Origin of the sequence: Bacillus cereus group sp. MYBK14-1 (genome assembly GCF_051916885.1) — a bacterium.
GTDB lineage: Bacteria > Bacillota > Bacilli > Bacillales > Bacillaceae_G > Bacillus_A > Bacillus_A cereus.
Window position 1 is genome coordinate 358806 of sequence record NZ_JBQAHM010000002.1, and the last position, 15132, is coordinate 373937.

The window sequence follows — 15132 nt, forward strand, 5'->3', positions numbered from 1 at the left end:
CCATATAATCAATTAAATCGACGAATACTCGGTACAGACAATGCGATTCCAATTGTTAAAATTACTAAACTAGCTAGTGTTATAATAGTTATCTCGCCACCTATGACAGTAGCTAACCAGCCTACAACTACGTATCCTACTGGCAATAAAGCAAAAGAACCCAACATATCAAGGCTTGCCACTCTTCCGAATGCTTCTTCTGGTACAAGCTCCTGTAAACTCGTTTCCCAAATGAGTCCAAATATCATCATGCCAAATCCTTCAATTGCCATTAAGAATATTAAAGCGGGTGCCCAAGAAATGAATGGCATAATTAATAAAGCAATGCCACTCATTAAAACACCTCCATAAGCCAGTAATCCTCTCTTATGCCACAGCTCTTTCCCACCAAATATTAATGCGGCAATTACAGCCCCACCACCAGAAAAGGCCATGCCAAGCCCATACACGTAAGCTTCAAAATGATGATGAACATTAAATAACCATGGAATTAATACGACGATAATGCCGGCATAACAAATATTTATAAAAGAAAAAACTAAAATTGTAATCCACAGCCACGGATGACTTTTTAAAACTAAAACACCTTCCATAAACTCTTGTTTGTAATTAAGCTTACTCTTTTCAATGGGTTTTACTTTTTTAAACTTAATTTCTTTTAAAAATAATAAACATAAAAATGATAATAAGTACGTTGCTGCATCTAGTCCGAAACCTATCCCTGCAGATGCAACCGATACGATTAATCCACCAAGTGCTGGCCCAATTAATCGTATACCTTGATTACTCATTTGAGTGAGTGCGTTAGCTGCATTACGAATTTCAGGGACGAATACTTTCGCCCTTACAGCAGAATATGCTGGTTGGAATATCCCTTCCATAAGTCCGTATATGGCAACGAGAATATATAAAATCGTAATTGTTAATAAATCCATAAATATAAGCGATGCAAGTAATAGCATTAATATACAGCGGATTATATCCGTAAATAACATTAACCTAACCCGATCAATTCGGTCTACAATTAAACCCGCAAACGGTAAAGCAAGAATATTAGGTAGCATGTACATTGCCATCGTCATCCCCATTACAACTGTTGAACCAGTTAATGAATACACAACAACTGGAAGTATGACCATAGTTATCGAACTACCTAAGGCCGAGAGTAATTGTCCAATCCATAAAAACTTAAAGTGCGTTGATACTTTAACTGGTAATAATAATTTTCCAATATAACCTAAACTTTTCTCCTTTTGTATTCCCCCTTGCATGTCTCTCTCCTCTTTTCAAATGACTATAGAATACATAATATATGACTGAAAATTTATAATATTATATTTCTAATTATATAAGAAACAATTATGTTATGGTAAAATTATCAAAAAAATATAAAGGAGAATACATCATTCTGCCTCTAAATTCACATAACATCGAACACCAGATCTATACAATGTGTATGATCCAACGTAACAATGAAGTTTTACTCATAAAACGACCCAATCATCGAGGTTTCCCTGGCTACATAGCTCCTGGCGGCAAAGTAGATTTTCCCGAAAGTATCGTTCAAGCCGCTATAAGGGAAGTAAAAGAAGAAACCGGATTACTTGTTTCGGATTTAAATTTTAAGGGATTAGATGAATATGTAAATCCGAAAGGGAATGTTCGGTACATGGTATTCAACTATTGGACAGACTCATTTGAAGGTGAACTTCTTTTGAACCCTCCTGAGGGTGAATTATTATGGATGCCAATTGATACAGCACTAAAGCTACCTATGCAAACTTGGTTTAAAGAAAGATTCCCATTATTTTTTGAAACAGGCACTTTTGAAATTCAACGTGTTTGGGATAATGAGCTAAATAAACAAATTTCTATGACAATTACCCATACATAAAAAAGCTTGGAAACCCATCCAAGCCTTTCTTACTTCTGTGCAATTTTTTCAATCTTATAATGAATATGTAAAAATTCAAGTCCAAATAGCCACATGCTATGATGAGCTGTTAACATTTTATCCTTACCCTCTGTAATGATGAAAGTCTCTGCTAACGGTAAACGGATTGTTAAGAACCGAGTATGTAAATAAATCCCCTCATCTCCCTGGCCATTTTCTCTTAACTTACTAGTAATGATTAAATCATGATTATCATTACATAGCCTCAAAATACCAGTCATATTCGAATAAGGTAAAGGTAAGGCGATATTCATATATGTCTCATTCTTATTTGTATGCTTTGAATAAAGAGCTACAAAAATAGATTCACCTGCTTCATTTTTCCTTATCCAAGCCCTTACATTCTCTCTTCCGTCTTTCTCATCTATTACACTAATGATAGAGCCATGCATCGTTTCCCAATTGCCGCCCATACCTAAATGTATTTGTTCTACACGCTTACTCATTTTCTCATAGCAAAGTGCGAACGGACGGAACCAACGAGTCCATTTAATATTTGATTGCAACTCATACTCTGTTGTATTTTCATAAAAATGAATCATACTTAAAGGAACCTTCGTCACATCAAATGCCTCACTATGAAAGTCATTTACTTTATCGACTAAACCGTTGTATTCCTTACTGTCTACTAAATTGTTGCTATATAAATAAGCCTCACCAATTGCCACATTTCCTCTTAACTTACTCATTGGTTTCCCATAGTATTTATAATTCGGAACACTCTTTTCAATCACCCAGCCGATAAATGCCGGTAACGCTACTCCAATTCCGTTGACAACACCATGAATCCAAACCATTTGAGCAATTGTAATCGTCAAGACATGCTTCAAATTCCCGTATGAATATATAAGTGAGAACATAATTGTAACCATGAGTGTACTAGACGAAACGATTAGAAGAATCTTTGCACTGATAGCATTAAATTTTGCTCTCCAAACGTAAAATCCATACCCATAAATTGCACATAAATATAGGAACACTGCAAAAAATTCAAATATTCTTGAGTATGTAATTCCTATTGCAACTGTCATAGGTGAAATCATGATGATAAACATAATAGCATCATACACTTTACTTCTCTTTTCTCTTTTTCTCCCTATTAAACCAGCTGATAATGGCAATAGAAACGCCGAATAATGAAAATGTGCAGCTGTGAGTAAAACAATGTCAAAGCTAAAATGCATAATTGAAAGTTTTGCTACTGAAGCAGAAAACCAAAAACCACCTAAAAACAAATAAATAAACGCACTATCTATGGCGATCTCTTCTAACGGCTTCCATCCTCTTTCTAGCAATCTACTTACACCAAATAACGCAACAATTCCTGTATATACAAACCAAACTAGCGCAAATAAATAGTGATTTGTGACGAAAGCTAGCATTGCACAAATTGCTGCGATTGGATATAAAAATGATACGGATTTATAAAATAATAATTGCGATCCATCTCTTTTTCTTTTATCAATAATACAAAATGACATTGGTATAAATAATAAAACAGATAATAATATAATTGCTTCAACAGGATTTATATTCGACCACTCACATATTAGAAAAACAACATAGCAAGCAAGCCCAAATATTATATTTTTCATATCGTCTATTCCCTTTCCACAAATGTTCCCTTATATGAAAAAAGCGAACCAATTAACGGGTTTCGTACTTGTACATGAATTCGAAAACATTGTAGTGTTTCATCATAACTTTCAACAATTTTTGCCTCACCATACAAAAATTTTGGTAACGGCATTTTTCTTCCAAACATATAAAACCATTGTTTCTTTGAAGAAATATGCATTGCCCCTAACTCATCGAAATGAAAATGCAGTGTAGAAACGAGTAAATGTGGTTCACCAAAATAATCTACAATTTCATTTTCGTTTTCATCCAATTGCATAACTGCATTAAAATATCTTTTCTTATTATGGAAATAAAAAGTACGATTCCACCTTACTAATTCTCGTCCATATTCATCTCGCTCAGCTATGTTTTGTATCGTAAATGGAATTTCCTCTCCTCGTTCCGAGAAAAACATTCGAAACTTCGATGTAATTTTCAATATAAATTTCACGAAAAAAGAGCCACCGTAAATTTCATCCATTTTTCCTTCCCCTGTAAAACTATTCTCTTCTGTAATCGCATAACGCTTCTGCAATTCAGGATGAAGATTTTTATAGGTATCCCCTAATAATCGTTCATACATATTAGCCATACACTTATCCCTTTCTCGCCCTCTTGCAATTTTTCGCGCTTGGTAAATCGAAACTATTTATATAACCGACAATTGATAACCCCATTAGAAGAACATTTAATGTAATCGGATTAAACGGCCCTGTAAAGCTTGCAATATTCGTAAATCCTGCTGCTAACGTTAAAACTAGTAATACAATAATATGCAGTATAAATAATTTTCGTTTTATTATTGGCAACAGCCATACGACGCCGAAAATTATTTCTAACATCCCAATTATTTTAAGTATACATATACTACTTTCATTTGAACCGATTAATACAGAAAGCATCTTTACTTCTTCTAAATGAGTAAACAGTAGTTTTGGCACTATCCCTTGATATATCCATACAAAAGCAAATAAAAAACATACGAGCCAATACGTCATTGTTCTTCTAATTAGTAACCTAGGATGAAGCCCCTTTTCTAACCATAATTTTAAAGCATCAAAACTCCAAGCAGTCGCCCAACCTAATAACGGCCGAAATATATAGCAATCTATTACATTCCCTACACGACCAAATCTTGTATCATAATCATATTGTGTCTCAAAATGGATGTATTCTTTATTTGGCGTATACTTCCAATAACCACGTCCTATTTGAATAAGAGATAATGTATTATCCGTCCAAAATTTTAAAGAAGAAATTCTTTCACCAGTTTCTTTTCTTATTTCACCTATTGATTCCCCTTCTCCAGCTATTTCAAGCCCAAATCCAATCTTTGTTTTATACAAAAACTTCTGTGGTTCTCCTTCTTTTTTCTCTAAATACGAAATTTCAGTAAAGCGAGCATCCCACACTGTATGTATATGTGGTTCTTGCGTATATTCCCATAATTTTTCCATCGTCGTGTTCATTTTTGTCGCAACATAAATAGGCTGTTTCCTTTTCATTCTCCCCACCTCCTATGCACTATAAGTTTAATGTACATGCAATGAATTTATTTTGCTACATTTTTCACAAACTTCCTCGGAAAAAAGAAAGAATTTTTAAAATATATATAAAACACTTGATTCCCCGAAAAATTTAAATTATTATAAAACAAATGTTACCAACAACTTCATAAATCAAACACTCTCGCCTAAAACGTGAGATAGAGGTTGCGATACTTATGAGTATTCTAATGGAGACACAGAGATGTCTATGAACTTAGATGAAAGGAAGTATTGCCGAAATTGATAAATTTCTCTGCATTTATCAATTGGGGCTGTTTTCGAATAGAAACAGAACTGTCATATGTACAGACGTGTACGTATGAAGAGCTATCTACAAAAAAGAGATATCATTTTTTATGATATTCCTTTTTTGGCGGTTTTTTTATTAGCTCCGTTTTCTGTTTCCCTTTTCCTGTAACAGCACCATCCTCACTTATTTGAGATGGTGTTTTTTGTTTGTCTTTCTGGTAACTACAGGAGTATTGGGATTGATATATTTCCTAATCTATTCTTAAAAATAGACGAAAGAAGGAATTTGTAATGGAAACAATTGTTCAAAAATTTGGTGGCACTTCTGTCGGAAGCGTCGAACGCATTCAACATGTAGCAAATTTAATTATTGAAGAATATGAACGAGGTCATAGCATTGTCTCTGTCGTTTCAGCAATGGGAAAAAGCACAGATGAACTTGTCGCACTCGCTAACGTTATCACAGAAAATCCAAGTAAACGTGAAATGGATATGCTTCTATCTACAGGAGAACAAGTAACTATTTCATTATTAACAATGGCACTGCAAGCAAAAGGCTATCATGCAATTTCATTAACAGGGTGGCAAGCAGGTATTACGACAGAATCTGTACATAGTAGTGCACGGATTACTGACATTCATACAGATCGTATTCAATCTTATCTTGCTGAAGGTACGATTGTTATTGTAGCTGGTTTCCAAGGAGTCAGTGAAGATTTTGAAATTACAACGCTTGGACGAGGCGGTTCTGATACAACTGCTGTCGCATTAGCCGCTGCACTTAAAGCAAAAAAATGTGATATTTATACGGATGTTACAGGCGTATATACGACGGATCCACGAGTTGTAAAAGATGCTTACAAATTAGACGAAATTTCTTATGACGAAATGTTAGAGCTTGCTAATCTCGGTGCTGGCGTATTACACCCGCGCGCCGTTGAGTTTGCTAAAAATCATAACGTAGTTTTAGAAGTTCGCTCAAGTATGGAACAAGAAAACGGAACAATTGTAAAAGGAGAATGTAACATGGAACAACAATCAATCGTTAAAGGTATTGCATTTGAGGATAATATTACACGTGTCACAATTAAAGGACTAGAACAAGGCTCGCTTTCAACAGTTTTCTCTACATTAGCAGCAGCACACATTAATGTAGATATCATCATTCAAAGTATTACAAATGAAGGAACTGTACATCTCTCCTTCTCCATTCACTCGAATGATTTAAGAGAAACTTTAGAAGTTTTGGAACAAAATCAAGAAACTCTTCACTATGAATCTGTAGAACATGAAAATCACTTAGCAAAAGTATCAATCGTAGGATCTGGCATGGTATCTAACCCAGGTGTCGCTGCAAATATGTTCACTACTTTAAAAGAAGAAGATATTCATATTAAAATGGTAAGTACATCAGAAATTAAAGTGTCTGTCGTTATTGACCGCCTTCATTTAGTAACAGGCGTTGAGGCGCTGCATCAATCATTTATGGCGAAAATTGAGCCTTTCGTGCAAATGAGCTAATTTGATATGTTTAGTAACGCTTATAAAAAAAACATATTAATCTACTTCCTTCCTATTAAATAAAAAGCTATTCGTTAACAAGATGCTATATGATATATTAAAAAACACCTTGTCACATTTTCCTATACTGTGACAAGGTGTTTTTGACTGAAAGGAATTTGTAACTACTTAGTAGTATAATTATGAGGATAATTAAATAATAAACTTTTATACATAAGGAGATAAGACTATGGCAAAAAACAAATTACTACGAATGGACAATGTCAGCATCGTTGTAGAATCCCTTGATAACGCAATCTCTTTCTTTGAGGAGATTGGCTTGAATCTCGAAGGTCGAGCAAATGTCGAAGGTGAATGGGCTGGTCGCGTAACTGGACTCGGTTCTCAGTGCGTAGAAATCGCTATGATGGTCACTCCAGATGGCCACAGCCGAATTGAACTTTCGCGATTTCTCACCCCTCCTACTATAGCAGATCACCGAACAGCTCCTGTAAACGCCCTCGGTTATCTACGCGTCATGTTCACCGTTCAAGATATTGACGAAATGGTATCTAGACTCACTAAGCATGGTGCAGAGCTCGTTGGCGAAGTAGTTCAGTACGAGAACTCGTATCGTCTCTGCTACATTCGTGGAGTCGAAGGAATTTTAATCGGTTTAGCGGAAGAACTCGGTAATAAATAAGTAATGTTTTATAAAAAAGAGGGAATAGCTCTATATTTAAGCTATTCCCTCACTTCTATTAAAACAGATGAATGTTTTCTTTCTTGCAAGCTTCACGTAAATCGTCAGGCCATACAGAAGATTGAACTTCACCGATATGTGCTTTACGTAAGAAGTACATGCACATTCTTGATTGTCCAATGCCACCGCCGATTGTTAATGGTAGTACGTCTTCTAGTATACCTTTATGGAAATCATACTCACGTTTGAAGTCTTCACCAGTTTTCGTTAACTGCTCATCAAGTGATTTACTATCAACACGAATTCCCATTGATGATAACTCAAATGAAGATTGTAGTACTGGGTGCCAGAATAAAATGTCACCGTTTAATTTCCAATCGTCATAATCAGCTGCGCGTCCGTCATGCTTTTCACCTGAACGAAGTGCATCACCAATTCCGATAATGAAGACTGCACCGTGTTCTTTTGCAATTGCATGTTCACGATCTTTCGGTGTTAATTCTGGATATTTATCTTCTAATTCCTGAGAAGTAACGAAAACAATTTCTTCCGGTAAATACTTTCCAAGGAACGGATATTTTTCAAATAAGTGATCCTCTAAATCTTTGAATATTCCATAAATTGTTTGTACTGTTTTTTGTAAGTATTCAACAGTACGCCATTCTTTTTGAACGATTTTTTCCCAATCCCATTGGTCAACATAAATGGAATGCGTTGCATCAAGTTCTTCATCACGACGAATCGCGTTCATGTTTGTATATAAACCTTCACCAGCTTCATATCCGTATTCATGTAATGCAAATCGTTTCCATTTCGCTAGTGAATGAACAATTTCTAATTCTTCTCCTGAATGTAACATATCAAATTCAATTGGACGTTCTACACCGTTTAGGTGATCGTTTAATCCTGATTTTTTCGTTACGAATAATGGTGCAGATACGCGGAATAGTTCAAGGCGTTTTGCTAATTGGTCCTCGAAAAATGTTTTAACGTCCTTAATTGCGATTTGAGTCTCTCTTACTGTCATTAATGATTGATACATGGTGGTTTCCTCCTAAAATGTTTGGATGTTGTAAAAAGAAGCCAACAAAAAAAGCCCTTCTTTCCCAAAAAACTGGGACGAAAGGCTTTGGTTCCGCGGTACCACCCAAATTAGCAACAGAGGTTGCTCACTTATACAATACGGAGATGAAATATCTCGATACTGTTCTTCTTGTAACGGCGAAGTTCCCGGCTAAGTCTACTTTCCTATAAAGGATTTCGGTTAGCAACTCCAGGAGGTTCTTCATAATAGGCTTCGTATCAGGCTCACACCACCCCTGACTCGCTTAAACTACGTCCTACTACTACTCGTCCTTTCATAGTCGTTTTGTTGTCACATCTCTGAAACATTTTATTAATGATTATTCTATACAAAAAATAAAGAAAGTCAACAAAAAGTTTTAAAATATTTTTCAATTCTTTATTTTACGGCTTTATTGATTGTTGTTAATTTAACATCTTTACTTTTTCTGCCTCGTCAATCCCAAAAATGTTTCACTGACCGAAACTAACGTATACACAACAATTAATGTGATCGTTCGGAATATAGAATCTGCAGTATTTCTTATTATTTTCATTTTCTTTATAATTCCTTTCAGTTTACTTGCAAATTCATGTTATACTATAGCATTCAAGCAGTTTATTTTTACTTAAAGCAATCATAGTCATTTATAAAGAGTATTTTCTAAATCATTGACTATTATCAAATAAGATTTTTATGTAACGGAGTGATCATATGAGTAAAACGAAAGCAAAACCGAAAAAAGGTGTAGGACAAGGTACAGGAAGTAAAGGATGGAACCGTTGGCAATCAAGTGCAAAGAAAAAAGCAGCTGCCAAACCCTACAAAAGTAAAGGTACAAAGAAGTAATTTAAATAACATTTGATTTCTTTACTTTGCACAAAACAAAATATAATTATTACAACAAAAAGCTATGCTTTCACATGTGAAAGCATAGCTTTTTCATATTAAATCATTAAAATATCTCGAATTTCTTCCTCTGTGATTGAGGACAATTTCTCTTCTCCCGGCTCAATCACTTCAGCGATTAAATTTTTCTTACTTTCTTGCAGTTCATGCATTTTCTCCTCAATTGTTCCCTGAGCTACTAGCTTTATAACTTGCACTGTATTTTTTTGTCCCATTCGATACGCCCTATCGGCCGCTTGTTGTTCAACAGCTGGATTCCACCATAAATCATATAATATTACTGTATCTGCACCAGTTAAATTAAGTCCGGTACCACCAGCTTTTAAAGAAATGAGAAATAGATCTCCTTCTCCTTCGTTAAACCGATCGCACAGCTCTACACGATCCTGCGCTGGTGTACTCCCGTCTAAATAAAAGTATGGAATTGCTTGTCGATTTAACTCACGACCAATAATGGAAAGCATCTTCGTAAATTGAGAAAAAATTAATATTCTCTTCCCTGTACTTCTACATTCCTCTAAAATCTCTAACAGTTGTTCAAATTTAGCTGAACTTCCTTTGTAATCATCAACAAATAAAGCAGGATGGCAACAAATTTGTCGCAATCTCGTTAAACCAGCTAAAATTCTAATTTTATTTTTACGTAACGTATCTTTGTCTAAATGCTTTAACGTTTCTTCCCTTAGCTTCGCTAAATAAGCAGCATAAAGACTCTTTTGATCGGGTAATAGCTCCGATGATTGTAAGTGCTCTATTTTCTCTGGCAACTCATTTAATACGTCCCCTTTTAATCGTCTTAATACGAATGGTTTCACTCGCTTCGCTATATCTTCACGCCTTAAATCACCGAACTCTTTTCTTCCTGGTAATAATTCCGGGAAGACGACATGGAAGATAGACCATAGCTCTTCTAATGAATTTTCTACAGGTGTACCAGTTAGTCCGAAACGGTATTCAGCTTGAATTGTTTTCACAGCTCTTGCCGTTTGCGTTGTAGGGTTTTTAAACGCCTGTGCTTCATCAAGAAATAGTGTATGAAATGGTCTTGCATATAATCTTATATCTCTTCTCAGTAATGGATATGACGTGATTACGACATCAAATTCCGTTATATCTTTCAAAATTTTCCGGCGCTCTGCTTGGTTTCCATCTGCAATAACTGCTCTAATATGCGGGGCGAATTTTTTCAATTCACTAAACCAATTATAAACAAGAGATGATGGTGAAACGACTAATATTGGCAGTTTCTTTTCTCGAATCTCAGTCAAAACAGAATCTATAAAAGCAATGCTTTGCAACGTTTTTCCAAGTCCCATATCATCTGCTAAAATACCGCCAAAACGGTAATGAGCAAGTGTTTTCATCCATTCGAACCCATATACTTGATACTTTCTCATTTCTGCATTTAAAGTATTTGGCACAGCAAACTTTAATTTTTTCGGGTTTTGAATGTTTTCTACTAACTCTTGAACAGAATCATCCAAACTTAAAACATTGCCTTCATGAAGTCCGTTCATCCATTTTACACTTCGAATAAGCGGAACATTTACCTCTTCTCCATGTAAAAATTCTTTCCGAATACCTGATTCTTTTATAAACTGATTAATTTCATTAAACTCTTTACTCTCTAGCGATAAAAACGAACCATTCGCCAATCGATAATATTTACGTTTCTCTTCAAGGGCCGCTAATACACCTTTAATTTCTGCTTCTGGTATTCCTTTTATATCAAAACGAAATGACAACCAATCAATTCTTTCTTTTCTTCTCACTCTAATAAGAGGAACTGCATCCCCTTTACTAATTCGCAATTTGATTGCTGTAGTCGCATAAATATCAACTAAACCTTTTAATGTTGGCACAACGTGATATAAAAAATTATACTCAGCTTCTTCATTATGCATAAAGTAACCGCCTTCTGTTTTTGCAAAAGCACTTTCACTCATAATGTCTAAAATCTCTTTTTCCTTTTTCTCATCACGATTAAAAACAGACGGCTGTCCATCCTCTTCTAGCGGATTAATCATGACGTTCCCATAGTGAAATTCAAGACCTGCTAATAAGCGATTTTTCACGCGGTCTAAATACAATTTCGCTTTTAGCGAAGGTGTTTCAACACGATCCGATATTACTTCATCAATGTGTACAGTTCCGAGCTTCATTAATCCTGGTACAACTTTCGTGACGAAATGTTCCATCTTACTTTCTGGAATATAAAACTGATTACTATTTGAGCGACTCATCATCTTTTGTAATTCAATAAGTCGCATACAATCTTCAATGTGTAAGTGATATAATTTCCCATCGTAAAGTGCATTGTTATACATATCCATAACTTGTACACGATTTAAACCCTCTATATGAAGTGTAAATCCGCCATTATTTCCCTTCGTAAATTCAAAGTGTAACGGCAACAACCCTTTTGAAACTTGTAATCCCTGAAACAGTTGTTCATTTTGTTTCAGCTGTACATATTCAGCTTTAGAAAGTGAAAAGAGCATATCTTTCCATGAAGCTGGTGGTATAAATATCATACTTTCATCTTGTTTCGCGTGTACTTCTAGCGTATCTTCATACATTTTTTCGTTATGATACATTTTAATGAGCTGCTGAATAATCGCATCCGTTTCTTGTTTAAAACTATGTACATCTGGTGTATATGTAAATTCATTTGAACAATGCAAAGACTCTCTTTTCTCCACCTTAGAAAGAAATTCTCTAATATGATTTATGAAATACACTTTGGCAAGTTTCAATTGAATTCCAAGAAGAGCCCCACCACTTCTCGTAGCAACTGGTGTACATATAAACTCAATATCTAATATTTCACGTGTATCAAAACGGTGTTGTTTACTTTTTGGCCTCAGTGGTTTGTCTGCAAACAGCTGAAACATACCACTTGTCAATTGATCATTTCTGCTACTAGTGGAGCTCATTCCACCTGTTTGTTGATTATAGTTTATTTGTATTAATACTGCTGCAACATGTTGACAGTACGTTTGAAAAGACGCTAATGAAGGACAACTACATTTTGCAACAACATCACCCTTTTTGGCTTTTGCTACTGTAACATGGAAATCCTCGTTCCCTTTTACTGTCGCCTCACAAATTTCTTTATTTTCATCGTAATGATCTATTATCACTTTATTTGATTTATAATAGGCTTCACCTCTTTTATATGAGGTCTCTCCGCACACTTCTTTAATAATCGATTTATTCAATGTGAAACTCATCGCTTTGACACTTCCTTAATATAAAACCATTTTCTCTTACTTAACATTTTACATGCTCCACGAGAAAATATAAAATGTTGATTTAACAAAAGAAGATGCTTATTTATAAGCATCTTCTTCACTCTATCTCCATCAACCTCTTCGCCTCAAAATACAACACTTGAATAAACTTCTTCGTATTAATTCGCGTATGACCAGAAGATGCGAGTTCATCTTTCGTCATTTCTGTCATCCGTTTTCTAACTACGGTAAAATCGAAAAATTTTGGAGCATAGCTTTCAAATTTTGGATTTGAAAAGTCTGTTAATCCTAAAGAAGCCAAATGATTTAACGACTGATAAATAGCTCGACGTACTCTTTGTTCAGACGCTTTTTTCTCTTTATCAATATCCGCCTCTAAAGCTAGATCCCCTAATTTCCTTATCGTAATATGATGAAAAATTTCTTTTAACGCAGGAAAGCCAAACTCAAATGTCTGTGCCTTTTCTTGACCATATAAATATTCCAGCATACTAAGTAAATCTTTACTTCCATTCTCTCCCGCAATACCGAGTTCTGATAGTAAAAAGCGTCCTAAATCCCCTATCTTTTTTCCTTCTTGCACTGGTTCAGTACGCAATTGCGGCTTTTCCCACTGAAACACGTTATTCAATGATTTTTGAATATCATGTATAGAACGCTCCAATCTAATACGCTCCATCACTTTGCGTACAACAGATACAACTTCGATTTTGTTTAATGGTTTTGTAATATAATATTCTACACCAAGTGTATATGCCTCACCTATAAGCTGCTTCGATTCCACTTGAGAAATCATAATGATTTTCCCCGTGAAAGTTGACGCAATGTGACGAACTGTTTCAATTCCGTCCCTCATCGGCATCAACAAATCAATAAATAAAATATCTACTTTTTTAAAATTTAGTTGATCCGCTTCAATAAAAGCTCCGTCATCCGCCTCACCAATTACTTCTCCAAGATCTCCATCTTCAATAATTTGCGAAAGCATCGAACGGAAAACTTCATCATCGTCTACGATATAATAAAACAAATCTATTCCCCTTCCTGCTTTAAACTATCCTCTGGTAAACAAACGATAAACTTACATCCTCTTTTATTTTCTCGGTCTTCTAATTTCACTTCTCCGCCTAGCTCTGTTACCATTTCATTTATGTAAGAAAGCCCAATACCAGTTGACGGTGTTCCCGTTTGATCATACTTGGAAGTAAATCCTGGCTTAAATACTAATTTCTTATACTTTTGTGTAATACCAGGCCCATCGTCAATTACTTCAAAAAATATATGCTGATTTCTTTTATATAGCTTAATAATAACGAAACCTTTATCTTCAATTGCTTCAACTGCATTTGCAACTAAGTTATTAAAAATTGATAGCACTGTATACACGTGGTATGCAGCATGCTCACCTTCTATATGTTTAGAAAAACGTATATCCTTTTCTAGCATTTCAGCATACTTCTCGTTTATTCTAACAATCATCTCTGCTAACTCATGTCCTTCTACATATTCAGCCACATTTTTATCTAATAACAGTTTAGATAATCCTGCAAATATCCTTTGATTATCCTTTTTTATTTCATGCACTTCCCCCGCTATTTTCAATGCTGTTTTACTACTTGAATCAGCGCTTACTTGTAAATTTCGATATAGTTGATATGCTTCTTGTGTAATTAACTCCGCATTTTGTAACGTCTTTTTCAAATGAACAGATTCCACATATAAATTAGAAAGATGCATTAACATATTTTCATTTTCTTTTCGAACTTGCGATTCTTTTAATTTCGTTTCATATAAATTCATCATATTTAAAAAACCAAGTGCAAAGAAACTACGAAAAATAGCAATAATAATAAGTTTATTCACTTCAGAAATCGTTATTGTTGTACCTAGTACTAACATGTGATAAAACGCAAGTTCTGACATACTTGCAACAATTTCAATTGAAATTCCAAGGCATCCAATAATGATTGGTTTCTGATGGAACTTATTTACCCTACAAAGCGAAAAAAAACTGCCATAAATAAAATAATAGAAGAACACAGGATAACGCAAATAAAATGATTCTGTCATATGAAATGAACCTTGCATGATCCAGTCAAGACATACTCGGAATAAGACTACAGATATACCAACAAGAATACCTGCAACTCCTGCTGGTACTCTTCTTAAAAATAATAATAAAAAGAAGAATAGCGGTGTACCGAAGCTAACTCGAAACGTATCATTAAAGGGATGAAAGTTCAGCTCCCCAGCAATCGGAACAACGACCATTAATATAATTAAAAGGGACATATCTTTCTTCCATAATTGATTCCAATTCAAAGGTGACACTT

The 15132-nt window shown here is 34.9% G+C and carries 12 protein-coding genes, 1 riboswitch and 1 other annotated feature; of the genes, 4 read left to right on the forward strand and 8 right to left on the reverse strand.

What is annotated here, in order from left to right; all coding sequences use genetic code 11:
* Positions 1–8: 8 nt before the first annotated feature.
* Positions 9–1271, reverse strand: coding sequence for an MFS transporter (locus tag ACTFR3_RS07805; protein ID WP_266001565.1), 1263 nt, complete (start codon positions 1269–1271; stop codon positions 9–11).
* 137 nt (positions 1272–1408) lie between these two features.
* Here ACTFR3_RS07805 and ACTFR3_RS07810 point away from each other — a divergent pair, with 137 nt between their 5' ends.
* Positions 1409–1894, forward strand: a complete 486-nt coding sequence (locus ACTFR3_RS07810; RefSeq protein ID WP_440044385.1) for an 8-oxo-dGTP diphosphatase — start codon at positions 1409–1411, stop codon at positions 1892–1894.
* A 29-nt stretch (positions 1895–1923) separates the two neighbouring features.
* On the opposite strand, the gene ACTFR3_RS07815 is transcribed toward ACTFR3_RS07810, so the two are convergent.
* From ACTFR3_RS07815 to ACTFR3_RS07825, 3 genes are read right to left on the reverse strand one after another with little or no spacing between them, the layout of a single operon-like run.
* Entirely contained in the window at positions 1924–3549 is a 1626-nt protein-coding gene (locus ACTFR3_RS07815; protein ID WP_000789369.1) for a YndJ family protein, read from the reverse strand.
* Positions 3550–3554: 5 nt separating this feature from the next.
* Positions 3555–4166, reverse strand: coding sequence for a DUF4166 domain-containing protein (locus ACTFR3_RS07820; RefSeq protein ID WP_440044332.1), 612 nt, complete (start codon positions 4164–4166; stop codon positions 3555–3557).
* A gap of 4 nt (positions 4167–4170) precedes the next feature.
* Positions 4171–5079, reverse strand: a complete 909-nt coding sequence (locus tag ACTFR3_RS07825) for a DoxX-like family protein (protein ID WP_000823951.1) — start codon at positions 5077–5079, stop codon at positions 4171–4173.
* Between the two features lie 193 nt (positions 5080–5272).
* Positions 5273–5459, forward strand: a riboswitch (Lysine riboswitch).
* 202 nt (positions 5460–5661) lie between these two features.
* Between ACTFR3_RS07825 and ACTFR3_RS07830 the strand changes: the two genes are divergently transcribed.
* Positions 5662–6891, forward strand: coding sequence for an aspartate kinase (locus ACTFR3_RS07830; protein WP_016124379.1), 1230 nt, complete (start codon positions 5662–5664; stop codon positions 6889–6891).
* A gap of 229 nt (positions 6892–7120) precedes the next feature.
* Positions 7121–7573, forward strand: a complete 453-nt coding sequence (locus tag ACTFR3_RS07835; RefSeq protein ID WP_048657255.1) for a VOC family protein — start codon at positions 7121–7123, stop codon at positions 7571–7573.
* A gap of 58 nt (positions 7574–7631) precedes the next feature.
* Here the strand turns inward: ACTFR3_RS07835 and asnA are convergent, their stop codons facing one another.
* The gene (gene asnA / locus ACTFR3_RS07840; RefSeq protein WP_440044333.1) at positions 7632–8615 is read right to left on the reverse strand and encodes an aspartate--ammonia ligase; all 984 of its coding nucleotides are present in this window, start codon (positions 8613–8615) and stop codon (positions 7632–7634) included.
* Between the two features lie 70 nt (positions 8616–8685).
* Positions 8686–8944: a binding site (T-box leader), on the reverse strand.
* Between the two features lie 406 nt (positions 8945–9350).
* Between asnA and ACTFR3_RS07845 the strand changes: the two genes are divergently transcribed.
* A complete protein-coding gene (locus tag ACTFR3_RS07845) occupies positions 9351–9485 on the forward strand; it encodes a DUF3934 domain-containing protein (protein WP_000047588.1) in 135 nt (44 codons plus the stop codon).
* A gap of 98 nt (positions 9486–9583) precedes the next feature.
* On the opposite strand, the gene ACTFR3_RS07850 is transcribed toward ACTFR3_RS07845, so the two are convergent.
* The 3 genes from ACTFR3_RS07850 to ACTFR3_RS07860 all read right to left on the reverse strand — a co-directional run bounded on the left by ACTFR3_RS07850 (position 9584) and on the right by ACTFR3_RS07860 (position 15130).
* Positions 9584–12778 (reverse strand): DEAD/DEAH box helicase, encoded by a 3195-nt coding sequence (locus ACTFR3_RS07850; RefSeq protein WP_086692830.1) that lies wholly within the window; start codon positions 12776–12778, stop codon positions 9584–9586.
* Positions 12779–12896: 118 nt separating this feature from the next.
* Complete coding sequence (locus tag ACTFR3_RS07855) at positions 12897–13829, reverse strand: response regulator (RefSeq protein WP_000500302.1); 933 nt, start codon at positions 13827–13829, stop codon at positions 12897–12899.
* A 2-nt stretch (positions 13830–13831) separates the two neighbouring features.
* Complete coding sequence (locus tag ACTFR3_RS07860) at positions 13832–15130, reverse strand: sensor histidine kinase (RefSeq protein WP_002023846.1); 1299 nt, start codon at positions 15128–15130, stop codon at positions 13832–13834.
* Between the last annotated feature and the right edge of the window lie 2 nt (positions 15131–15132).